Annotated in this window: 20 protein-coding genes; 10 read left to right on the forward strand and 10 right to left on the reverse strand. The window is 67.5% G+C overall.

Annotated elements, in window-relative coordinates; all coding sequences use genetic code 11:
* Positions 1–10: 10 nt before the first annotated feature.
* Positions 11–985 carry a heme A synthase gene (locus OG921_RS18550; protein WP_266113989.1) on the forward strand — a complete coding sequence of 325 codons (975 nt, stop codon included), beginning with the start codon at positions 11–13 and terminating at the stop codon, positions 983–985.
* A gap of 12 nt (positions 986–997) precedes the next feature.
* On the opposite strand, the gene OG921_RS18555 is transcribed toward OG921_RS18550, so the two are convergent.
* Entirely contained in the window at positions 998–1357 is a 360-nt protein-coding gene (locus OG921_RS18555; RefSeq protein WP_266113990.1) for a hypothetical protein, read from the reverse strand.
* Positions 1358–1418: 61 nt separating this feature from the next.
* On the opposite strand from OG921_RS18555, the gene OG921_RS18560 reads away from it, so the two are divergent.
* Positions 1419–2384, forward strand: coding sequence for a quinone oxidoreductase (locus OG921_RS18560; protein WP_266113991.1), 966 nt, complete (start codon positions 1419–1421; stop codon positions 2382–2384).
* Between the two features lie 399 nt (positions 2385–2783).
* Here OG921_RS18560 and OG921_RS18565 read toward each other — a convergent pair whose 3' ends face one another.
* Complete coding sequence (locus OG921_RS18565) at positions 2784–3761, reverse strand: heme o synthase (RefSeq protein WP_266113992.1); 978 nt, start codon at positions 3759–3761, stop codon at positions 2784–2786.
* Positions 3762–4022: 261 nt separating this feature from the next.
* Here OG921_RS18565 and tkt point away from each other — a divergent pair, with 261 nt between their 5' ends.
* From tkt to OG921_RS18605, 8 genes are all read left to right on the forward strand, one after another.
* Positions 4023–6122 (forward strand): transketolase, encoded by a 2100-nt coding sequence (gene tkt / locus OG921_RS18570; protein WP_266113993.1) that lies wholly within the window; start codon positions 4023–4025, stop codon positions 6120–6122.
* A 2-nt stretch (positions 6123–6124) separates the two neighbouring features.
* On the forward strand, positions 6125–7249 hold the full coding sequence (gene tal, locus OG921_RS18575; RefSeq protein WP_266113994.1) for a transaldolase: 1125 nt from the start codon (positions 6125–6127) through the stop codon (positions 7247–7249).
* A 3-nt stretch (positions 7250–7252) separates the two neighbouring features.
* Complete coding sequence (zwf, locus tag OG921_RS18580; RefSeq protein ID WP_266113995.1) at positions 7253–8794, forward strand: glucose-6-phosphate dehydrogenase; 1542 nt, start codon at positions 7253–7255, stop codon at positions 8792–8794.
* 28 nt (positions 8795–8822) lie between these two features.
* Entirely contained in the window at positions 8823–9731 is a 909-nt protein-coding gene (gene opcA / locus OG921_RS18585) for a glucose-6-phosphate dehydrogenase assembly protein OpcA (RefSeq protein ID WP_266113996.1), read from the forward strand.
* Entirely contained in the window at positions 9724–10461 is a 738-nt protein-coding gene (gene pgl / locus OG921_RS18590; RefSeq protein WP_266113997.1) for a 6-phosphogluconolactonase, read from the forward strand. Before opcA ends, pgl begins: the two co-directional genes overlap by 8 nt.
* 433 nt (positions 10462–10894) lie before the next feature.
* The gene (locus OG921_RS18595) at positions 10895–11389 is read left to right on the forward strand and encodes an SRPBCC domain-containing protein (RefSeq protein WP_266113998.1); all 495 of its coding nucleotides are present in this window, start codon (positions 10895–10897) and stop codon (positions 11387–11389) included.
* Positions 11390–11564: 175 nt separating this feature from the next.
* Complete coding sequence (locus OG921_RS18600; protein ID WP_266113999.1) at positions 11565–11870, forward strand: hypothetical protein; 306 nt, start codon at positions 11565–11567, stop codon at positions 11868–11870.
* Positions 11871–11964: 94 nt separating this feature from the next.
* Positions 11965–12474 carry a hypothetical protein gene (locus tag OG921_RS18605; RefSeq protein WP_266114000.1) on the forward strand — a complete coding sequence of 170 codons (510 nt, stop codon included), beginning with the start codon at positions 11965–11967 and terminating at the stop codon, positions 12472–12474.
* Here the strand turns inward: OG921_RS18605 and ppc are convergent.
* The 8 genes from ppc to rapZ all read right to left on the reverse strand — a co-directional run bounded on the left by ppc (position 12471) and on the right by rapZ (position 21710).
* Complete coding sequence (gene ppc, locus OG921_RS18610; protein WP_266114001.1) at positions 12471–15242, reverse strand: phosphoenolpyruvate carboxylase; 2772 nt, start codon at positions 15240–15242, stop codon at positions 12471–12473. The two genes, OG921_RS18605 and ppc, sit on opposite strands and share 4 nt — an antisense overlap.
* A gap of 59 nt (positions 15243–15301) precedes the next feature.
* Positions 15302–15535: a preprotein translocase subunit SecG gene (secG, locus tag OG921_RS18615; RefSeq protein WP_266114002.1), complete on the reverse strand. Its 234-nt coding sequence runs from the start codon at positions 15533–15535 to the stop codon at positions 15302–15304.
* Between the two features lie 146 nt (positions 15536–15681).
* Positions 15682–16464 (reverse strand): triose-phosphate isomerase, encoded by a 783-nt coding sequence (gene tpiA / locus OG921_RS18620; protein WP_266114003.1) that lies wholly within the window; start codon positions 16462–16464, stop codon positions 15682–15684.
* Positions 16461–17672, reverse strand: coding sequence for a phosphoglycerate kinase (gene pgk / locus OG921_RS18625; protein ID WP_266114004.1), 1212 nt, complete (start codon positions 17670–17672; stop codon positions 16461–16463). Before pgk ends, tpiA begins: the two co-directional genes overlap by 4 nt.
* A 10-nt stretch (positions 17673–17682) precedes the next feature.
* Positions 17683–18702 (reverse strand): type I glyceraldehyde-3-phosphate dehydrogenase, encoded by a 1020-nt coding sequence (gene gap, locus OG921_RS18630; protein WP_266114005.1) that lies wholly within the window; start codon positions 18700–18702, stop codon positions 17683–17685.
* Positions 18703–18805: 103 nt separating this feature from the next.
* Complete coding sequence (whiA, locus tag OG921_RS18635) at positions 18806–19789, reverse strand: DNA-binding protein WhiA (protein ID WP_266114006.1); 984 nt, start codon at positions 19787–19789, stop codon at positions 18806–18808.
* Positions 19780–20817, reverse strand: coding sequence for a uridine diphosphate-N-acetylglucosamine-binding protein YvcK (yvcK, locus tag OG921_RS18640; RefSeq protein ID WP_266114007.1), 1038 nt, complete (start codon positions 20815–20817; stop codon positions 19780–19782). The genes whiA and yvcK overlap by 10 nt, the downstream gene beginning before the upstream one ends.
* A complete protein-coding gene (rapZ, locus tag OG921_RS18645) occupies positions 20814–21710 on the reverse strand; it encodes an RNase adapter RapZ (protein WP_266114008.1) in 897 nt (298 codons plus the stop codon). The genes yvcK and rapZ overlap by 4 nt, the downstream gene beginning before the upstream one ends.
* Positions 21711–21857: the final 147 nt, after the last annotated feature.

Consider the following 21857-nt stretch of genomic DNA (forward strand, 5'->3'; position numbering starts at 1 on the left):
CCATGGTCTGGTGCTTTATCGCGGCTTTCTGAGCCTGGTCGACCGCCTTCCGCTGCCCACACTCCGCGTGCAGCGGTGGATCGCGATCGCGGTCATCCTCTCCCAGGCCGGGATTTCGGTGACCGGGGCCGTCGTGCGCGTCACGGCCTCTGGGCTCGGCTGCCCCACCTGGCCGCAGTGTTTCCCCGGCAGCTTCACCCCCGTCGGGGTGTCCGAGGTGCCTGTGGTGCACCAGGCCGTCGAGTTCGGCAACCGCATGCTCACCTTCGCGGTGGTGCTGTGTGCTGCGCTGATCGTTCTCGCAGTGACCCGGGCCCGGCGCCGTCGCGAGGTTCTCGTGTTCGCGTGGTTGATGCCCGGCGGGACCGTGGTGCAGGCCGTACTCGGTGGTCTCACCGTCCGGACCGGGCTGCTGTGGTGGACGGTCTCCGTGCATCTGCTCGCATCGATGGTGATGGTGTGGCTCGCCGTACTTCTCTACGTCAAGATCGGCGAACCCGACGGCGGCGTGCCCACCGTGCAGGTGCCCGCTCCGCTGCGCTGGCTGACCGGCTTGTGCGGAGTCGCGCTGACCGGGGTGCTGATCGCAGGAACGCTGGTCACCGGGGCGGGGCCGCACGCGGGCGACAAGAGCATCGACAATCCCGTGGCCCGGCTCGAGGTGGAAATCGTCACGCTCGTGCATCTGCACGCACAGTTCCTGGTGGGCTACCTGGCCCTGCTGGTCGGGTTGGGCTTCGGCCTCTACGCCGTCGGCGCGTCCGCGGCGGTCAAGCAACGCCTGCACGTGGTGCTCGCGCTCGTCGTCGCCCAGGCGCTCGTCGGTGTGGTGCAGTACTTCACCGACGTCCCGGCCGTGCTCGTCGCGGTCCACGTGGGTGGGGCCGCGGCATGCACCGCCGCGACCGCCGCGCTCTGGGCGTCGTGCCGCACGCGTGAAGTCGCACCGGTCGCAGTGCCCCGCGGCGCCGCCGCCGCGCACTAACTGGGCCGAGCGCTACTTCTCGTTGCGGGCCTTCGGGAACCGCTTCTGCTTCGCCACCCAGCCGGCCATCTTCGCCCAGTGGCCCCGGCGCGGGTTGGCCTTGGCGACGAGTTCGCGCTCCCACTCTTCGGTGGCGGTCACCGACGGCACCGCGTCGACGACGGCGCGTGCGGTCGCCAGGTCCTTGACCATCCGATCGCCGAGCACGCCATCGTCACCGACCAGCGTGATCCGCACACCCATCCGGCCGATCGGCTGCAACACCGCGCTCGCCGACCCGCCGTGCTCGGCGGCAAAGGATTCGACGGAGCTGCGCACCTTCGCGGGCACGGCGATCTGGACGGGGGCGTCTTCGGTGGGCGCGGTCGTCATGCCAGCAGAATACTGCGCGGTCTGTGCCGGGGCCGATTCGGCCGGGTGTAGAACGGGAACCATGCGTGCAATCCAGGTCTCGGAAAACGGCGGTCCCGACGTACTCCTTCTCGCCGACGTACCCGACCCGCAGGTAGGTCCGGGCAAGCTGCTCGTTCGCGTCGAGGCGAGCGGCGTGAACTTCATCGACACCTATTACCGGACCGGCGCCTACCAGCGCCCGCTGCCATACGTGGCAGGCGAGGAGGGCAGCGGCGTCGTCGAAGCGGTCGGCGACGACGTGACCGGTTTCGCAGTGGGCGACCGCGTGGCATCGGCATCCGCGACCGGCAGTTACGCCGAACTCGTCGCGATCGATGCGGCGGCAGCGGTGCCGGTACCCGACGGGGTCGGGGCGCCGGAGGCGGCCTCCGCGCTGCTGCAGGGCATGACCGCGCACTACCTGCTCGAATCGGTGTACCGGCCCGAGCCCGGTGAGACGGTGCTGGTGCACGCCGGCGCAGGCGGAGTCGGCGCGATGCTCACTCAGCTCGCCGTCGCACGGGGTGTGCGCGTAATCACGACTGTTTCCACCGACGAGAAGGAAGAGCTCAGCCGCACGGCCGGTGCCGCGGAAGTGCTGCGCTACGGCGACGACCTGGCCGACCGGGTGCGCGAGCTGACCAGCGGCGAGGGCGTCGCCGCGGTGTACGACGGTGTGGGCGCCACGACCTTCGATGCCAGCCTGGCGTCGCTGCGAGTGCGCGGCACCCTCGCCCTGTTCGGCGCGGCCAGCGGCAAGGTCGACCCGGTCGATCCGCAGCGGCTCAACTCGGCGGGATCGGTGCTGCTGACCCGCCCAAAACTGGCCGACTTCGTCCGCGACCGCGAGGAACTGCTGTGGCGGGCGGGGGACGTGTTCGCCGCCGTCGCCGACAAGACGCTCACCGTCCGGATCGGCGCGAGCTATCCCCTCGCCGAAGCAGCACAGGCCCATCGCGATCTGGAGGGTCGCAAGACCACGGGTTCGATCGTGCTGTTGCCCTGAACCATCCCCTGGCGGGACGCACTCTCGTTATCGACTGAACGGAACCGTTCAGTCGATTGGATCGACTGAACGGTTCCGTTCAGTCCGGGAGCGCCGCACGACACGAGACAATGTCAGGGGCGGCGGCCAGGGCAGGCGATGGGCTCGAGCGCCTGAGCTGAATTTCGACCGTCCAGAGGGCGGTTGTCGGGAGAAGATCTCGGAATCGCGTCCGGTCACCGCCCCTTCGATGAGCCTATGGACGGTTCGCAGATCGGCCACGCGCGCTCTTGACCCGATATGTCCGCTGCGGTGTGAATGGAAGATTTGGTGCGTTCAGCGGAGTGAACGCTTCCGTTCACTCCGCCGTGAGCGAGCGCTCAGCGGCGTGTCGCACGACGGCGTGTCGGAACGGACGGGTTAGAACCAGCTGCCGACGGTGCTGAAGCCGAGCACGGAGTCCACCGCGAGCCCGACGAAGACCACCGCGAGGTAGTTGTTCGATTGCAGGAACAGCCGCAGCGGCTTGACCGACTCGCCGCGCCGCACTCCGGCGTACAACTGGTGCGCCATCAGCAGGAACCAGGCTCCGGCAGCGATCGCGACCGCGGCGTAGATCACGCCCGCGGCGGGGATCAGCGCGAACGTCGCGAGCACGGTGAGCCAGGTGTAGATGACGATTTGCTTGGTGACCGCCTGCTCGGTGGCGACGACGGGCAGCATCGGCACCCCGGCCGCCGCGTAGTCCTCCTTGTAGCGCATGGCCAGCGCCCAGGTGTGCGGCGGCGTCCAGAAGAAGATCACGGCGAACATCACCAGCGCCTGCCAGCCGATGCTCCCCGTGACGGCGGCCCAGCCGACCAGCACCGGCATGCAACCCGCCGCACCGCCCCACACGACGTTCTGCGAGGTGCGTCGTTTCAGGCCGAGCGTGTAGACGAAGACATAGAACAGGATCGTCGCGACGACGAGCAGGCCGGACAGCAGATTGGCCCGCCACCACAGCCAGGCGAACGAGGCGACGCCGAGCACGAGCCCGAACACCAGCGCGTGTGAGGTCTTTACCGCCTCGCGGGCCAGCGGCCGCCGCGCTGTGCGTTTCATCACCTTGTCGATGTCGGCGTCGACCACGCAGTTGAGCGTGTTCGCGCTCGCTGCGCCCATCCAGCCGCCGAACAGGGTGCTCAGCACGAGCACGATGTCGACCGAGCCGCGCGCGGCGAGCAGCATCGACGGAATGGTCGCAACGAGGAGGAGTTCGATTACGCGTGGCTTGGTGAGCGCGAGATACGCAAGCATCCGCCGGACGACCAGCGGTTGATTGGTTTCGGCCGGCGATCCGCTCGCCGGTGCCGGGCTGACGAGGCCATGGCCACGCGGGCGTGTCCCCATCCGCACTCGATCTCCTTGCACCAGCGCCAGTATCCGGCTCGATTCCACAGCAGCGGCGCCACGGCACGAGGCGGCTACTACAGATGATGGTAGACGGCACCAACCGCACGCGGCGCACGCCCCCGTCCCCTTCGGCATCAGATCGATGGAGTGTCGGCATCGACTCCGCCGGAGAACTAAGGTTGAGCGCGAAGCCAGTTGTTGCCGCACCTTCAGTGCAGCCGTCGATCACCTCCGAACATCGAACACGCCAGGAGAACCTCGCTCGTGACGATTACAGACGACATCAGTGTGCTCACCCAGCCGCATCATCCGCAGGACTGGACCGAGCTGGACACCCGCGCCGTCGACACCATTCGGGTCCTCGCGGCAGATGCCGTGCAAAAGGTCGGCAACGGTCACCCCGGTACAGCGATGAGCCTCGCGCCGCTCGCCTACACGCTCTTTCAGCGCGTTATGCGCCACGACCCGAACGACACCGACTGGCTTGGCCGGGACCGCTTCGTCCTGTCCTGCGGGCACTCGAGTCTGACCCTCTACCTGCAGCTGTACATCGGCGGCTTCGGGCTCGAGCTCAACGACATCGAGTCGCTGCGCACCTTCGGCTCGAAGACGCCGGGCCATCCCGAGTTCCGGCACACCCGCGGTGTCGAGATCACCACCGGTCCGCTCGGTCAGGGTCTCGCCTCCGCGGTCGGCATGGCGATGGCCGCGCGCCGCGAGCGCGGACTGTTCGATCCCGACGCCGCACCGGGCCAGAGCCCGTTCGACCACTTCATCTACGTCATCGCCTCCGACGGCGACATCGAAGAGGGCGTCACCTCCGAGGCGTCGTCGCTCGCCGGCGTCCAGGAGCTCGGCAACTTGGTCGTGCTCTACGACGACAACAAGATTTCCATCGAGCACGACACCACGATCGCGCTCGGCGAGGACACCGCGAAGCGCTATGAGGCCTACGGATGGCATGTCCAGACGGTCGAGGGCGGCGAGAACGTGACCGCGATCGAAGAGGCCATCGAGAACGCCAAAGCCGTCACCGACAAGCCGTCCTTCATCCTGGTCCGCACGATCATCGCGTTCCCGGCGCCGACCAAGATGAACACCGGCGATTCGCACGGCTCGGCGCTCGGCGCGGATGAGGTTGCCGCGACCAAGAAGATCCTCGGGTTCGACCCGGACAAGAACTTCGAGGTCACCGACGAGGTGATCGCGCACACCCGCAAGCTGCAGGATCGCGGCCGGGCCGCGCACCTGGCGTGGGACCAGGACTTCGACGCGTGGGCGGCCCGTGAGCCCGAGCGCAAGAAGCTGCTCGACCGGGTCACCAGGGACGAGCTGCCCGCCGGCTGGGACGCCGACCTGCCCTCGTGGGAGCCCGGCGCCAAGGGCGTCGCCACCCGAAAGGCGTCGGGTGAGGTACTCAGCGCAGTCGGTCCGAAGCTGCCGGAGCTGTGGGGCGGTTCGGCCGACCTCGCGGGCAGCAACAACACCACGATCAAGGGCGCGGACTCGTTCGGCCCAACCTCGATCGCGACGTCGGACTGGAACGCCCAGCCCTACGGCCGGACCCTGCACTTCGGTGTCCGCGAGCACGCGATGGGCTCGATCCTCAACGGGATCGTGCTGCATGGACCGACCCGCGCCTACGGCGGCACATTCCTGCAGTTCGCCGATTACATGCGCCCAGCGGTCCGGATCGCCGCGCTGATGGACATCGACCCGATCTACGTGTGGACGCACGACTCGATCGGGCTCGGCGAGGACGGTCCGACCCATCAGCCGGTCGAGCATCTCGCGGCGCTGCGCGCGATCCCGAACTTGTCGGTGGTGCGGCCGGGTGACGCGAACGAGACGGTGTTCGCCTGGCAGGCGGTGCTCGCCTCGTCGAGCAGCAGCGGCCCGGTCGGCCTGTGCCTGACCCGCCAGGACATCCCGGTGCTCGAGGGCACCAGCGCGGAGGGCGTCACCAAGGGCGGCTATGTGCTCGCCGAATCGTCCAAGCCGTTGCCCGACGTGATCCTGATCGGCACCGGCTCCGAGTTGCAGCTCGCCGTCGCGGCGCGGGAAACTTTGGAATCTCAGGGCATCGGGGCCCGCGTCGTGTCCATGCCCTGCGTCGAGTGGTTCGAGAGCCAGGACCAGAACTACCGCGATCAGGTTCTGCCGCCCACCGTGCGTGCGCGGGTATCGGTCGAGGCCGGGATCGCGATGCCCTGGCACAAGTTCGTCGGTGGTTTCGGTGAGATTGTGTCGCTCGAGCATTTCGGGGAATCCGCCGATTACAAGACCCTGTTCCGCGAGTACGGGTTCACGCCGGAGGCAGTCGTCGCCGCCGCGCAGCGCTCGATCGCCAATGTGAAGGGATGACCATGACCCAGAACGCGAACCTCGAAGCACTGTCGGCCGCCGGCGTGTCGGTTTGGCTCGACGACCTGTCCCGGGACCGCCTGCGGACCGGGAACCTGAAGGACCTCATCGACACCCGCAGTGTTGTGGGGGTCACCACGAACCCGACGATCTTCCAGGGTGCGCTGAGCAAGGGCACCGCCTACGACGACCAGGTGCGCGAGCTCGCCGAGCGCGGTGCCGACGTCGAGGCCACCATCCGCACCATCACCACCGACGACGTGCGCGAGGCGTGTGACGTCATGGCCCCGGTGTACGAGGCGAGCGGCGGTGTCGACGGCCGGGTGTCGATCGAGGTCGATCCCCGGCTCGCGCACGAGACCGACAAGACGGTCGCGCAGGCGGTCGAGCTGTGGAAGATCGTGGACCGGCCGAACCTGCTGATCAAGATCCCCGCCACCGAAGCCGGTATTCCCGCCATCTCGAAGGTCCTTGCCGAGGGCATCAGCGTGAACGTGACGCTGATCTTCTCCGTCGAGCGGTACAAGGCCGTGATGGGCGCCTACGTCGACGGCATCGCCGGCGCCAAGGCTGCCGGACACGACATCGCCAAGATCCACTCCGTCGCATCGTTCTTCGTCTCTCGCGTCGACTCCGAGATCGACAAGCGACTCGACAAGATCGGCACCGACGAGGCGCTGGCGCTGCGCGGCAAGGCCGGCGTGGCGAATGCCCGCCTCGCGTACGCCGCCTACCAGGAGGTGTTCGAGCTCGGTGACGCCTTCGTCGAGTTGCAGGCGGTGGGTGCCACCGCGCAGCGCCCGCTGTGGGCCTCCACCGGTGTGAAGAATCCGGATTACTCCGACACGCTCTACGTCGTCGACCTCGTCGCACCGAACACGGTGAACACCATGCCGGAGGCCACCCTGGAGGCGGTCGCCGATCACGGCGTGGCCCACGGCGATCAGGTCTCGGGGAAGGGCGCCGAGTCGCAAGAGGTGTTCGACAAGCTCGCCGCGGCGGGCGTCGACATCACCGACGTCTTCCTGGTCCTCGAGAACGAAGGTGTCGAGAAGTTCGAGAAGTCCTGGAACGAGCTTCTCGAGGCCACCGAAGAGCAATTGCGGGCCGCCGGCGCGGGCAGCTGATCGATGGCGGACTCCGGCGCCACTGTCTGGAAGAACCCGCTCCGCGACGAACGCGACAAACGTGCTCCCCGTATCGCCGGGCCATGCAGCATGGTCATTTTCGGCGTCACCGGTGACCTGTCGCGTAAGAAGCTGATGCCCGCGATCTACGACCTCGCGAACCGCGGACTGCTTCCGCCGGGGTTCGCGCTGGTCGGGTTCGCGCGCCGGGATTGGGACGACGAGGATTTCGGTCGGGTCGTGCACGACTCGGTGCGCACGCACGCGCGCACCGAGTTTCGCGAGGAGGTCTGGGAACGGCTCGCCGAAGGCATCCGCTTCGTACAGGGCACCTTCGACGACGAACCCGCGTTCGAGGAACTCGCCGCGACGCTGAGCAAGCTCGACGAGGAACGCGGAACGGGTGGCAATCACGCCTTCTACCTGTCGATTCCGCCCAGTGCCTTCCCGGTGGTGCTCGAACAATTGTCCCGGTCGCAACTGGCACAGCCTGCGCCGGGCCGCTGGCGTCGGGTGGTGATCGAGAAACCGTTCGGTCACGACCTCACCAGCGCGAAGCAGCTCAACGAGGTGGTGAATCGGGTCTTCCCCGAGGAGTCGGTGTTCCGCATCGACCACTACCTCGGCAAGGAGACCGTGCAGAACATTCTTGCGCTGCGCTTCGCGAATCAACTGTTCGAGCCGATCTGGAACGCGCATTACGTCGACCATGTCCAGATCACCATGGCCGAAGACATCGGCCTCGGTGGCCGCGCGGGCTACTACGACGGCATCGGCGCCGCCCGCGACGTGATCCAGAATCATCTGCTGCAGTTGCTGGCCTTCACCGCGATGGAGGAACCGCTCAACTTCACTCCGGACGCGCTGCAGAACGAGAAGATCAAGGTGCTTTCGGCGACGAAGCTCATCGAGCCGCTCGACGAGACGACGGCGCGCGGCCAGTACGCGACCGGCTGGCAGGGCGGCGAGCAGGTCGTCGGCTTGCTGGAGGAATCGGGGTTCGCGAAGGACTCGACCACCGAGACCTACGCGGCCATCTCGCTGGAGGTGGACACCCGACGCTGGGCAGGTGTGCCGTTCTATCTGCGCACCGGCAAGCGCCTCGGGCGGCGGGTGACCGAACTCGCGGTCGTGTTCAAACGGGCTCCGCACCTGCCCTTCGACGCCACGATGACCGGCGAACTCGGCCAGAACGCGCTCGTCATCCGGGTCCAGCCGGACGAGGGAATCACGCTGCGCTTCGGCTCGAAGGTGCCCGGTTCGAGCATGGAGGTACGGGACGTCAACATGGACTTCAGCTACGGCGAGTCCTTCACTGTCGCTTCACCCGAGGCGTACGAGCGGTTGATCCTGGACGTGCTGCTCGGCGAACCGTCGCTGTTCCCGGTGAATGCCGAGGTCGAATTGTCCTGGCGCATCCTCGATCCGGCGATCGAGCAATGGGCGGCGGACGGCAAGCCCGAACCGTACGAGTCCGGCACCTGGGGGCCCGAGTCTGCGCAGGAGATGCTGCGCCGCACCGGGCGGGAGTGGCGGCGACCGTGATCCGCAGCGCATTCGGAGGGACGAGCCGATGATCATCGAGATGCCGGACACCACCACGGTCGATGTCAACAAGAAGCTCGTCGACCTCCGCGAGAACTCCGGCGTGGTCACGCAGGGCCGTGTCCTCACCCTGGTGGTCTGCGCGCTGGAGGACGCCGACAGCGACGACACCATCGAGGCCGCGAACGAGGCGAGCAAGGAACACCCGTGCCGGGTGATCGCACTTACGCACGGCGACCGGGCGGCGGCGGTACGGCTGGATGCCCAGATCCGGGTCGGCGGTGACGCCGGGGCGGGCGAGGTGCTCGTGCTGACCCTGCACGGCGAACTGTCCGAGCACGAGAGCAGCGTCGCCATCCCGTTCCTCCTGCCGGACACCCCGGTGGTCGCCTGGTGGCCGAACGTCGCGCCGAAGGTCCCCGCGAAGGATCCGCTGGGCAAGCTCGCGATCCGGCGGATCACCGATGCCACGCTGGCCGGCGATCCGATGGGAACGATCCGGTCCCGGCTCGCGGCGTACACGCCCGGCGACAGCGATCTGGCGTGGAGCCGGATCACTTATTGGCGGGCGCTGCTCACCACCGCGCTCGACGAACCGCCGCACGACCCGATCCAGTCGGTGACGGTGTCCGGACTGCAGGAGGAGCCGTCGCTGGACGTGCTTGCGGGATGGCTCGCTTATCGGCTCGGGTGCCCGGTGCGCCGACTCGTCGGGGACCTGTTCGTCGAGTTGCACCGCCCGGGCGCGTCGATCCGCCTGAGCCGACCGCAGACCGGACGGACCGCGACCCTGCATCGCGATGGTCAGCCCGATCGCATGCTTCCGCTCGCGCGCCGCGAAACGATGGAGTGTCTCGCCGAGGATTTGCGGCGGCTCGACGCGGACGAGATCTATGCCGAAGCGTTGGAGGGATTGGAGCGGGTCAGCTATGAGTGAGCAGATCGTCGAGCGTTTCTCCGACACCGATGCCCTGGTGAGCGTGGCCGCCGAGCGCTTCGTCGCGGTGGTGACCGCGGCGCAGGCCGAGCGGGGGTCCGCGTCGGTGGTGCTGACCGGTGGCGGTGCCGGCATCGCGCTGCTCGAGAAGCTACGCGCGGACTCCGGCTCGATCGACTGGTCCGCGGTCGACGTGTTCTGGGGTGATGAGCGGTTCGTGCCGGCGACCGATCCCGAGCGCAACGAACTGCAGGCCCGCGAGGCGCTGCTCGACCATGTCGGCGTCGACCACAGCCGGGTGCATCCGATGGCCGCCTCCGATGGCGAATATCCGGACCCGGTGGTGGCCGCCGCCGAATACGCCCGGGTGCTCGCTGACCGGGCGGTCACCGGCGGCGTGCCGGAGTTCGACCTGCACCTGCTCGGCATGGGTGGTGAAGGGCACGTGAATTCGCTGTTCCCGCACACCGACGCGGTGCGTGAAGAACACGATCTGGTTATCGCGGTCATGCACTCCCCCAAGCCGCCGCCGGTGCGGATCACGCTTACGCTGCCGGCGGTTCGCCGTTCGCGACAGGTGTGGTTGCTGGTGACCGGCGATGCGAAGGCGGAAGCCGCGGCCGCCGCGATCGGCGGAGCCGACCCGGACGACATACCGGCGGCCGGCGCGCGTGGCACCGAGGCCACCGTGTGGTTCCTCGACGAGGCCGCGGCGGGCAAGCTGCCCTGACCTGGCTCCGTCAGGCAGGTTTCTCCTTGGGCACGACCGGTACCGGACGTGGCCGACCGTCGCGCGGATGCACGATCGCGGCGGTGCGACAGCCGACTCTCAGGACCGGCCGAGCACGAGCCGGCCGCATCGTGCCGCTGTGCTGCGGCTGGCAATTCGTATCTCGCGGTGTCGTGTCCACGGGTCCCCCCTCGTCGAGCACTCCTGGCCGAGCACGCCCCTGGCCGAGCAGCAGCGGAGCCTGCCGAGCGACCAGGAAGCACTGTTCCCCTTGCTGGCTATGACGTGAGCGGAGCCGATCCGGTTCCCGCCGTTGCCGATTCGGCGCCGACTGGAGTAACGCCGACAAACCCGTGATGAGGATGGGACAAGACGTGTTGAATGAGGTGACGGCAGTCGGTCCTCGACAAGATGGACGAGAAGGAGGCGAGTCATGACCTCTGGAACCGCGCTCGGTGAAGTCCGGCCCGAACACGACCCCGACGGCGTGCCGACCGAGCTGATGCAGCTGTATTACCAGCGCGGCTTCGCGGTACCGGTCGTCGATCTGTGGGAACTGATCACCGAACCGGCCGGCCTGTCCCGCTGGTTCGGCACGATGACCGGAGACCCGGCGGGCGGCCACGTCACGATCACGACCGTGGACGAGCCGGCGCGCACGGTCGTTGTCGACGTCGTCGCCTGCACGTCGCCCCATCTGCTCGATCTGACGATCGCCGATGCGGTGGTCGAGATTCGGCTCCACCAGGTGGGTGTCGTCACGACGCTGGAGGTGGTTCGGCGCCACTTGGAGCGGTCCGAGGTCGCCGAGGTCGGCCCGTACTGGCAGTTCCATCTCGACCGGCTCGCCGCCGCAACGGAAGATCGGGACATGCCGCACTGGCCCGCGTACACCGATCTCGCAGCCGAGTACCCCTGCCCCGGCTGATTTCCACGCTGCCCCGGCTGAATCCTGCGCTGCCCCGGCTGAATTCCATGCTGCCCCGGCTGAATCCGGGAACAATCGCCCCTCGCCTCGCATCTCACGGTCAGCGACGTATCGCGCCGCTGCCGGTGACCGGGAACGTCCACCGGCCAACGTTTCCCGAGGAAAGAGAGGGTCGATGATGTTTGCCAGATATCTGGTCGCGGCAATCGCGTCACTCGCGATGCTGTTCGGCGGGGCCGCCGCCGCATCCGCCACACCACTCATACCGATCGACGTAGGCCATGTCGGCATCGTGCAGGTGAGCAGTCCCGGCAACCTGGGCAAGTTCAGTCCGCCCAAGACCACGCCGAAGAAGTTGGACTCCGAGACGCACCGCTGCCAGGCGTGCGGCGGTTGGCACGGCGGCATGATCAGTCCGAAGTACTGCACCAACTGCATCGACAAGGGCCTGACCCCGATCCGGCCGGGAACCAGACCCTAACGCTACGGAGGGAGGACGACGCTCGCCCCGGGAAGACGGCCGACGAACCGGTCGGGCTCGCTCGGGGCGCGCGCCGTCGGCGATAATCGGACAAGTGACCGACGAGATGGGCTTCGAGATCGTCAACGAACCGGGCGTGAACACGAGGTGGGCCGTCACGGTCACCGAGACGGTGGCCGCGACAGCCGACGGCACAACTACGAAACATCTCGCGAACTCCCTACTCGAGATCGAGCAGACGATCTCGGACACCCTCCGTGACCGTGCCGGTCGGATCAGCAGGACGGTCCATCGCCTCGGTCACCGCGAGGTTTATTTCGAGGACGGCACCCGCATCGAATTCGATTGGGAGCCTGTTGTATTGGATTGGCGTTGCCTGGATTGCGGTGTCGACACCGACGCAATCGACGAGTACTACATGGTGCACGACGCCCTGTGGCGCGAGGCGGCGGCCGGTGAGCGGGCGCAGCTGTGCATCGACTGCCTCGAGGCCCGGCTCGGCCGAACTCTGACCGCTGCCGACTTCACCGACGCCGAGGTGAACAGCGTCGACCTGCCGCGCCGCAGCCAGCGACTGCGCGACCGCCTTACTCGACGGAGCTAGCCACTATTGCGCAGCGCGGTTGCCAAGCCGTTCATGGTCAGCAGGATTCCGCGCTTCACCAGTTCCCCCTCGTCGCCGGCGCGGAATCGCCGCAGCAGCTCGACCTGCAGGTGATTGAGCGGTTCGAGGTAGGGGAACCGGTTGAACACCGACCGTGCCAGCGCGGGGTTGTCGTCGAGCAGTCCCTCGTAGCCGGTGATGGCGAGGTACATGTCGACGGTGCGACCGTGTTCGCGCGAAATCATTCCGAACACCTTCTCCCGCAATTCGGCATCGGGAACCAGCTCGGCGTAGCGCGCGGCGAGACCGAGATCGGATTTCGCCATCACCTGCGCCATGTTCGACAAGACCGTGCGGAAGAACGGCCACTTCTCGTAGAGCTCGCGCAGCCGCGACAGCTTCGCCTCGTCACCGTCGACCCACTCGGAGAAGGCGGTGCCGACGCCGTACCAGCCGGGCAGCATCACTCGCGACTGGCTCCACGACATCACCCACGGGATCGCGCGCAGGTCGTACACGGAGTTCGTCGGCTTCCGCGATGCCGGCCGACTGCCGATGTTCAGCTCACCGATTTCCGCGACCGGTGTCGACAGCCGGAAGTACTCGACGAATCCCGGTGTGTCGTGGACGAGTTCGCCGTATGCGCGGCGGGCACGCGCGGCGAGGTCGTCGAGCAGCGCGTAGGCCGGCTCGGCGTCGTCACCGAGGCCCTCCACATCGAGCAGCGTCGATTCGATGGTCGCGGCGAGCAGCGCCTCGAGATTACGTCGAGCCAGGCGCGGCTCGGCATACTTGGCGGCGATCACCTCGCCCTGTTCGGTGATTCGCAACGAACCGGTGACCGCACCCACCGGCTGCGCGAGGATCGCGTCGTAGCTGGGCCCGCCGCCGCGACCGACGGTACCGCCGCGACCATGAAACAGCCGCAACCGGATTCCGCTCTTGCGCGCCGCTTCGACGAGATCGAGTTCGGCCCGGTACAGCGCCCAGTTGGCGGCGAGGTAGCCACCGTCCTTGTTCGAGTCCGAGTAGCCGAGCATGACCTCCTGGACGTCTCCGCGGGCGCGCACCAGGGCCCGATACACGGGGACGTCCAGCGTGGCCAGCAGCGTTGCAGCGCCCTGCTGGAGGTCCTCGATCGTTTCGAACAACGGCACGATCCCGACCGTCGATGTCGGTCCATCCGGCCCGCACTCGAGAATGCCGGCTTCCTTCAACAGGATTCCGGCCTCGAGCATGTCACTGACCGAGGTGCACATGCTGATGATGTAGTTCGGGATGGTGCCCGATCCGAGATCCCCGATCGCTTCCGCCCCGGCGCGGACGATGGCGAGTTCCTTGCTGGTGATCTCACTGAATTCTGCGTCCGGCGAGGTGAGCGGACGGCGGATGGCCAGCTCACGGGCGAGCAGGGCGACACGTTCGTCCTCGGGCAGCGACGCGTAGTCCGGATGCACGTCGGCCCACGCAAGCAATTCGGCGACGACCTCCTCGTGCACATCGGAGTTCTGCCGCATGTCGAGTCCGCTGAGATGGAAGCCAAACGTTTCGATCGAGCGACGCAGCGTCGCGAGGCGATCGTCGGCCAGCAGCGCGTCGTGGTTCGCCCGCAGCGACGCGTCGATCGCGTCGAGATCGTCGAGGAGTTCCTGCGGGGCGGCGTAGGGCTGCGCACCGGCGGACAGCACGTTCGGCGGAATGGCGTCGAGGATCTGCTCGGAGGTGGCCGTCAGCCGCGACCGAATGCCGCGGATGGCACGCCGATACGGTTCGTCCGCGCGGAACGCGGAATCGTCACCCGCGGCGTCGGCGAGCGCGAGGACCCCGTCGCTCACCTGCACCAGCCGCGCCGACATCGACAAATCCCGTTCCAGCACAAGCAACTCCGCGAGGTGGTGCTCGATCGCCACGTACGCGGCGCGGTGTGTCGCAGCGTGCACGACCTCGGCGGTGACGAACGGGTTGCCGTCCCGGTCGCCGCCGATCCACGATCCGGGCCGCAGCATCGGCGCAGGCAGCAGGTTGGCTTCGGGCCAGCGGGAACGTAACTCGTGGCGAAGTTCGGCATTGATTCGCGGAATCACGTCGAGTAGCGACATGTGGTAATACCGCAGCCCGAGGTCGATCTCGTCCTGGATCCGCAGCCGCACGATCCGGATGAGCGCGGTCTGCCAGAGCGTGACGATCTGACGGCGCAGGTCGATATCGATCTCGGCACGTTCGCTGTCGTCGAGGGCGCGTTCGCGTGTGCGCAGCAGATCGGTGATGTGGCGCTGCGTCTCGAAGATGGAACGCCGCCGGGTTTCGGTCGGGTGGGCGGTGATGACGGGTGCGACGAGTGCGTCGCGGAGCGCGTCGGCGACGGTCGCCGAGTCGAGGCCTGCGGAATCGAGTTTGACGAGCGTCGCGGCGAGGCTGCCCTTCTGCGGCGGTTCGCCGGCCGAGATGTGGATGCGGCGTCGTCGTTCCCGGTGGATGTCCTCGGCGACGTTGGCCAACAGTGAGAAGTGGCTGAACGCGCGGATCACCGGTATGGCGCGTTCGATGGCGACGCCGTCGAACATCTTCGCCATCTCCGCGCGCTCGGTCGTGGAGTGGCGGACATTGAACGATTCGACGCGCGCCTTCTCGACGAGTTCGAAGACCTCGTCGCCCTCTTGCTCACGGACCGTCTCGCCGAGAAGGCCGCCGAGCAACCGAATATCCTCACGCAGGGGTTCGGTTGCCTCGCGTCCGGGCTCGGTGGAAGCTGATCGCTCGCTCGTCATTCCCCGAGTATCGTGCGTCCCCCGGGGTATCGCAGGGCGAGCGAGTCAGAAGTGGCGGCTCAGCTGAACTTGATCTCGAAGCCGACGCCGAGGATGGCGATCAGCCACACAACCGCAGTGAAGATGGTGATCCGGTCGAGATTCTTCTCGACCACGGTGGAGCCGGACAGGCTCGATTGCACGCCACCACCGAAGAGGCTGGACAGGCCGCCGCCCTTGGCGCGGTGCAGCAGCACCAACAGAACGAGCAGCACGCTGGTCGCGACCAGCAGAACATCCAGGAACAACTCCATGCGGGACAGTCTAGAGGAGGCTCGGAGCCGTTCCGGCCGGCCCCTCACCAGAGCAGAATGCGCCCGTTCGAAGGGCGATACCTTCGAACGGGCGCATCGTTCCGCTCAGCGCCGTCGGCGCTGATTTGCGGGTTGTTCGCGACCGGTTACTGTCCGGCGATGGCGCACATGCTGGCGAAATCCTCGGCCTTGAGCGAGGCACCGCCGACGAGCGCGCCGTCCACATCGGGTTCGGCGATCAGCTCTCCGATGTTCTTCGGGTTCGCCGACCCGCCGTAGAGGATCCGCACCGCAGCGGCGACCTCGGGCGTGGCGAGCTTGGCCAGCTCGCCGCGGACCTCGCCGCACACTTCCTGCGCATCCTGGGGGGTTGCCGTCAGACCGGTGCCGATGGCCCACACCGGCTCGTAGGCGACGACGACCTTCCCGATCTCCTCCGCGGACAGCCCGGCCAGCGAACCGCGTAACTGGTTGAGGTTGTGCTCCACATGATGACCGGGTTCGCGAATCTCGAGGTGTTCGCCGATGCACACGATGGGGGTGAGGCCGTTGGCCAGCGCGGCCTTCGCCTTGGCGAGCACCACCTCGTCGGTCTCGTTGTGCAGCGTGCGCCGCTCCGAGTGGCCGACAATCACGTACGTGCAGCCCAGCTTGGCCAGCATCGCACCGCTGATCTCACCGGTGTAGGCACCGGACTCGTGCTGCGAGATGTCCTGCGCGCCGTAGGTGATCTTGAGCGAGTCGGCGTCCACCAGCGTCTGCACACTGCGCAGATCGGTGAACGGAGGAATCACCGTGACGTCGACCTTGTCGTAATACCGATCGGGCAGGGTGTATTCGAACTTCTGCACCAGCGCGATTGCCTCGAGATGGTTCAGGTTCATCTTCCAGTTGCCCGCGAGCAGCGGCGTGCGAGTTGCCACAGTCATGCCTCCAGAACTGCCAGGCCGGGCAGTTCCTTGCCCTCCAGGTACTCCAGCGACGCCCCGCCGCCGGTCGAGATGTGCGAGAAGCCGTCGTCGGCAAGGCCGAGCTGGCGTACCGCGGCGGCGGAGTCGCCACCGCCGACGACGCTGAAGGCGCCCTTGCCGGTGGCGGAGATGATCGCCTCGGCGACGCCCTTCGTGCCCGCCGCGAAGTTGTCGAACTCGAATACGCCCATCGGTCCGTTCCAGAACACGGTCTTCGCAGCACCGAGCACCGCCGCGAACCGGTCGACCGACTCCGGGCCTACATCGAGTCCCATCCAACCGTCCGGGATGTCCGCGGCACCGACGGTGCGGAACTCCGCGTCGGCTGCGAACTTGTCGGCCACGACCACGTCACGGGGCAGGTGGATGACATCGGCATACCGCTCGAGCAGGCTTTTGCAGGTGTCGATCATGCCCTCTTCGAGCAGCGACGTACCCACCGAAAGGCCCTGGGCAGCGAGGAACGTGAAGCACATTCCGCCACCGATGACCAGCGTGTCCACCTTCGGCGCGAGCGCCTCGATGACGGCCAGCTTGTCCGAGACCTTCGACCCGCCGAGCACAACGGCGTAGGGCCGCGGCTGTTCGGCCGTCAGCTTGCGCAACACCTCGACCTCGGTCGCGACGAGATTGCCCGCATAGTGCGGCAGCAATTTCGCCACGTCGTAGACCGAGGCCTGCTTGCGGTGCACGACACCGAATCCGTCGGAAACGAAGGCGCCGTCCTCCCCGACGAGCTCGACGAGCGCCGCGGCGAGCTTGCCCCGCTCGGCTTCGTCCTTGCTCGTTTCGCGAGGGTCGAAGCGGATGTTCTCGAGCAGCAGGACGTCACCGTCGGTGAGGCCCTCCGAGCGCGCGAGCGCGTCCTGGCCGACGACGTCGCCCGCAAGCTGCACGTTGCGGCCGAGTACCTCGGCCAGCTTCGTGGCCACGGGGGCGAGGGAGAACTGCGGGTCGGGCGCGCCCTTGGGACGGCCGAGGTGTGCGACGACGATCACCTTTGCGCCCGCGTCGACCAGGGCCGACAGCGTCGGAGCCGAGGCCAGGATCCGGCCGGGGTCGGTGATCTCGCCGCCGGACAACGGGACGTTGAGGTCGGCCCGCACCAGCACGGTGCGGCCCTCAACGCCGGCGCTGAGCAGATCGTTCAGTGTCTGAACAGCCACAGCTCCCGCCCTACAGGGACTTGGCAACGAGGCCGATGAGGTCCGCAAGGCGGTTCGAGTAGCCCCACTCGTTGTCGTACCAGGAGACGATCTTGACCTGGTCGTCGATGGCCTTGGTCAGGCCGGCATCGAAGATCGAGGAGTGCGGGTCGGTGACGATGTCCGACGAGACGATCGGATCCTCGGTGTACTTCAGGATGCCCTCGAGCGGACCCTCGGCGGCGGCCTTCATCGCAGCGTTGACGTCCGCGGCGGAAGCCGACTTGCGCAGGTTCACAGTGAGGTCGGTGACCGAGCCGGTCGGGATCGGCACGCGCAGGGCGTAGCCGTCCAGCTTGCCGAGCAGCTGCGGGAGCACCAGGCCGATGGCCTTGGCCGCGCCGGTGCCGGTCGGGACGATGTTCAGGGCCGCGGCACGGGCGCGACGCAGGTCGCTGTGCGGCGCATCCTGGAGGTTCTGATCCTGGGTGTACGCGTGGATCGTGGTCATCAGACCCTTGACGATGCCGAACTCGTTATCGAGCACCTTGGCGACCGGGCCGAGGCAGTTCGTGGTGCATGAGGCGTTGGAGATGATGTTCTGGCTGCCGTCGTACTTCTCGTCGTTGACGCCCATGACGATCGTGAGATCCTCGCCCTTGGCGGGCGCAGAGATGATGACCTTCTTGGCGCCGGCGTCGAGGTGACCCTTCGCCTTGGTGGCGTCGGTGAAGATACCGGTGGACTCGACGACGACGTCGACACCCAGCTCGCCCCAGGGGAGCTCGTTCAGCGGGCCACGGTGCGCGAGCGCCTTGATCTTGGTGTCGCCGACGACGATGGTGTCTTCGCCCTCGAGCGACACGTCGTACGGCAGGCGGCCGAGGATCGAGTCGTACTTGAGCAGGTGGGCGAGGGTCGCGTTGTCGGTCAGGTCGTTGACCGCCACGATCTCGATGTCGGTGGTGCCGAGCGCCTTCTGCGCATCGACGGCCCTGAAGAAGTTACGTCCGATACGGCCGAAGCCGTTTACGCCAACCCGGACAGTCACTGTTTCGCTCCTTGAGTTCGCTGAACCTGCTTTCGACGTTCGCCCTAACCTTAAGCGCACCTGGGGCGGCAGGTCACGACGACCCTGACGCGCAGTCGGTCGGTCAGGCGTCGTCCAACAAGTCTGCGGTGACCGCCGACTCGGTGTCGGGGATGCCGAGTTCCTTCGCACGGCGATCCGCCATCGACAGCAGCCGCCGGATCCGGCCGGCGACCGCGTCCTTGGTCATCGGCGGATCGGCGAGCTGACCGAGTTCCTCCAGCGACGCCTGCCGGTGTTGCACGCGCAGCTGACCGGCTGCCGCGAGATGGTCGGGCACCTCGTCGGCGAGGATTTCCAGAGCTCGTTCCACTCGGGCCGCCGCCGCGACCGCCGCCCGCGCGGAGCGGCGCAGGTTCGCATCGTCGAAGTTCGCCAGCCGGTTAGCGGTCGCCCGCACCTCGCGGCGCATTCGCCGCTCTTCCCAGGTCAGACGGGTGTCCTGGGCACCCATCCGGGTCAGCAGCGCACCTATCGCCTCGCCGTCTCGGACGACGACACGGTCCGTGCCGCGCACTTCCCGTGCCTTTGCGGAAATGCCGAGTCGACGCGCAGCGCCGACCAGTGCGAGTGCGGCCTCCGGCCCCGGGCAACTCACCTCGAGCGCCGACGAGCGTCCCGGCTCGGTCAGCGAACCGTGTGCGAGGAATGCACCGCGCCAGGCCGCTTCCGCGTCGGCGATGCTGCCGCCGACCACCTGGGAGGGCAGTCCACGCACCGGCCGCCCGCGCACGTCGAGCAGTCCCGTCTGGCGGGCGAGCGACTCGCCCTCCTTGGCCACCCGCACCACGTATCGCGCGCTCTTACGCAATCCGCCGGCGCTGAGTACGTGCAGGTCGGAGCTGTAGCCGTACAACTCGAATATTTCTCGCCGCAGCCGGCGCGCGATCGAACCGAGGTCGACCTCGGCCTCGACGACCACCCGGCCCGCGACGATGTGCAGCCCGCCGGCGAAACGCAGCAGAGCCGACAGCTCTGCCTTGCGTGCGCTCACCTGGCTCACGGTGAGCCGGCTGAGTTCGTCCTTGACCTCGGCTGTCATCGCCACGAGGCGCTCTCCTTTCCCCCCATACCCCAGTGCCGCATTCGCGGACCCGTCGATGATCGTGCTGCCCCGCGTACCGACCACGTCCCGACCAGTCCGTCGAGCGCCGCGGCGAGCTTGACCTGGTCGTGCTTGTGCGTGCCCGGTTCGGCGACTTCGGCGAACGTTACTTGGGCACGCAGCTTCTCGGCGGCGCGCTCGACATCCTCGCGCTCCCGGCTCGGCGGCACCGAGTCGGAGTCGACGAGCACATGGTCGACGGTGAAGTCCGGCGCGTGCTGGGCGAGCACATGCAAGTGTCGCTCGGCCGAGAATCCGGCGGTCTCACCCAACTCGGCGGCCAGGTTGAGCACGAGGATCCGCAGCGCCCTGGTATTGACGAGTGCGTCGTGCAATTCCGGGACCAGGACGTGCGGAATCACGCTGGTGAACCACGATCCGGGACCGAGCACCACCGCATCGGCCCGCTCGATTGCCGCGACCGCCTCCGGACAGGCGGGCGGATCGGACGGCAGCAACCGGACCCGACGCACTTTGCCGGGTGTCGTCGCGACCGCGACCTGGCCACGAATGCACCGGCTCACGCGGGGATCCGCCTCCAGCCCGGCAACGTCGGCCTCGATGTCGAGCGGGATCGACGCCATCGGGAGTACCCGGCCGTTGATGCGCAGCACCTTGCCGAGTTCATCGAGGGCCGCGACCTGATCACCGAGCACCTCGTTCAATCCCGCGAGGATCAGATTCCCCACCGAATGGCCCGCGAGCGCACCGGTGCCACGGAATCGGTGCTGCACGGTGCGTGTCCACAAGTCGGCTTCCGGATCGGCCAGCGCCGCCAGTGCCATGCGCAAGTCACCGGGCGGAATGAGCCCCAGTTCCGTGCGCAGCCGACCGGATGAACCACCGTCGTCGGCCACGGTCACGACCGCGGTCAGGTCCGAGGTGAGCCGCCGCAGCGCACTCAGCGTCGCGAACAAACCGTGCCCGCCACCGAGCGCGGCGACCGCTGGTCCCGTGCCGGAGGCGGTCATTCGCGCCCCAGATCCCGATGCACGACCCGAACCGATTGCGCCGCATCACCACTGATCAAATCCGCCAAAGCCTCCGTAATCGCGACACTGCGATGCTTGCCCCCGGTGCAACCGACCGCGATCGTAATGAACCGCTTGCCTTCCTGACGGTAGCCCTCGGTCGTCAGGGTGACGAGTCGGTGGCTCGTCGCGACGTACTCGTTCGCCCCGGCGCTGGCGAGCACGTAGTCGCGCACCGCGTCGTCCTGGCCGGTGCGCGGGCGCAGGTCGGGGACCCAGTGCGGGTTGGGCAGGAATCGAACGTCGAGCACGATATCGGCATCGATCGGTACGCCGTACTTGAATCCGAACGATTGCACGGTCGTCTGCATCGTCGATGGACGGTTGCCGCCATAAGCCTCTTCGATGCGGCGGCGCAACTGATGAATCGACAGCTCGCTGGTATCGATCACCAGATCGGCGGCGGCCTTGACCGGCGAAAGGCGGCGACGTTCCTCCTTGATGCCCTCCGACAGGGTGCCGTCGACACTTTCGCTCTGCAGCGGGTGGCGTCGGCGTTCGTGTCCGAATCGCCGGACCAGCACCTCGTCGGAGGCTTCCAGAAACAACACCCTGGTGCGGATGGAGCGGCGCTCGAGTTCCTTGATCACCTGTCTGAGGTCGTCGGTGAAGAACCTGCTGCGCACGTCCATCACGACGGCCAGCCGCCGGATCGGCGGGTCGGTCTCCAGGCCGAGCTCGATCATCCGCGAAATCAGTTCGGGCGGGAGGTTGTCGGTGACGTACCACCCGAGATCCTCGAGCACCTTGGCCGCGGTGCCGCGACCCGCACCGGATATGCCGGTGACCACCACGACGTCGGTGCCCGATTCGTCGTGTGCTCGCTCGTTCAACGGGACCCACCCTGCCTCGGCCGTGCCGTTCGCCGTCACCAGCAATGTGGCTGCAACTGTATCGCTGAACCGATGTCCGCACGGTGAGGAAGCGCAGACCGCGGCAGTCGAGTAGCGCACTACTCGTGCCCGCGGATCCCGAGGCGC

The organism is Aldersonia sp. NBC_00410 (assembly GCF_026342035.1).
GTDB lineage: Bacteria > Actinomycetota > Actinomycetes > Mycobacteriales > Mycobacteriaceae > Aldersonia.

Excerpts from the sequence above, each read along its gene's own strand:
- tpiA (WP_266114003.1), bottom strand. The coding sequence starts at position 16,464 with ATGACTGTGGCAACTCGCACGCCGCTGCTCGCGGGCAACTGGAAGATG.
- OG921_RS18600 (WP_266113999.1), top strand. The coding sequence starts at position 11,565 with ATGATGTTTGCCAGATATCTGGTCGCGGCAATCGCGTCACTCGCGATG.
- tal (WP_266113994.1), top strand. The coding sequence starts at position 6,125 with ATGACCCAGAACGCGAACCTCGAAGCACTGTCGGCCGCCGGCGTGTCG.
- OG921_RS18560 (WP_266113991.1), top strand. The coding sequence starts at position 1,419 with ATGCGTGCAATCCAGGTCTCGGAAAACGGCGGTCCCGACGTACTCCTT.
- ppc (WP_266114001.1), bottom strand. The coding sequence starts at position 15,242 with ATGACGAGCGAGCGATCAGCTTCCACCGAGCCCGGACGCGAGGCAACC.
- opcA (WP_266113996.1), top strand. The coding sequence starts at position 8,823 with ATGATCATCGAGATGCCGGACACCACCACGGTCGATGTCAACAAGAAG.
- zwf (WP_266113995.1), top strand. The coding sequence starts at position 7,253 with ATGGCGGACTCCGGCGCCACTGTCTGGAAGAACCCGCTCCGCGACGAA.
- OG921_RS18555 (WP_266113990.1), bottom strand. The coding sequence starts at position 1,357 with ATGACGACCGCGCCCACCGAAGACGCCCCCGTCCAGATCGCCGTGCCC.
- pgl (WP_266113997.1), top strand. The coding sequence starts at position 9,724 with ATGAGTGAGCAGATCGTCGAGCGTTTCTCCGACACCGATGCCCTGGTG.
- yvcK (WP_266114007.1), bottom strand. The coding sequence starts at position 20,817 with ATGACCGCCTCCGGCACGGGACCAGCGGTCGCCGCGCTCGGTGGCGGG.
- OG921_RS18595 (WP_266113998.1), top strand. The coding sequence starts at position 10,895 with ATGACCTCTGGAACCGCGCTCGGTGAAGTCCGGCCCGAACACGACCCC.
- secG (WP_266114002.1), bottom strand. The coding sequence starts at position 15,535 with ATGGAGTTGTTCCTGGATGTTCTGCTGGTCGCGACCAGCGTGCTGCTC.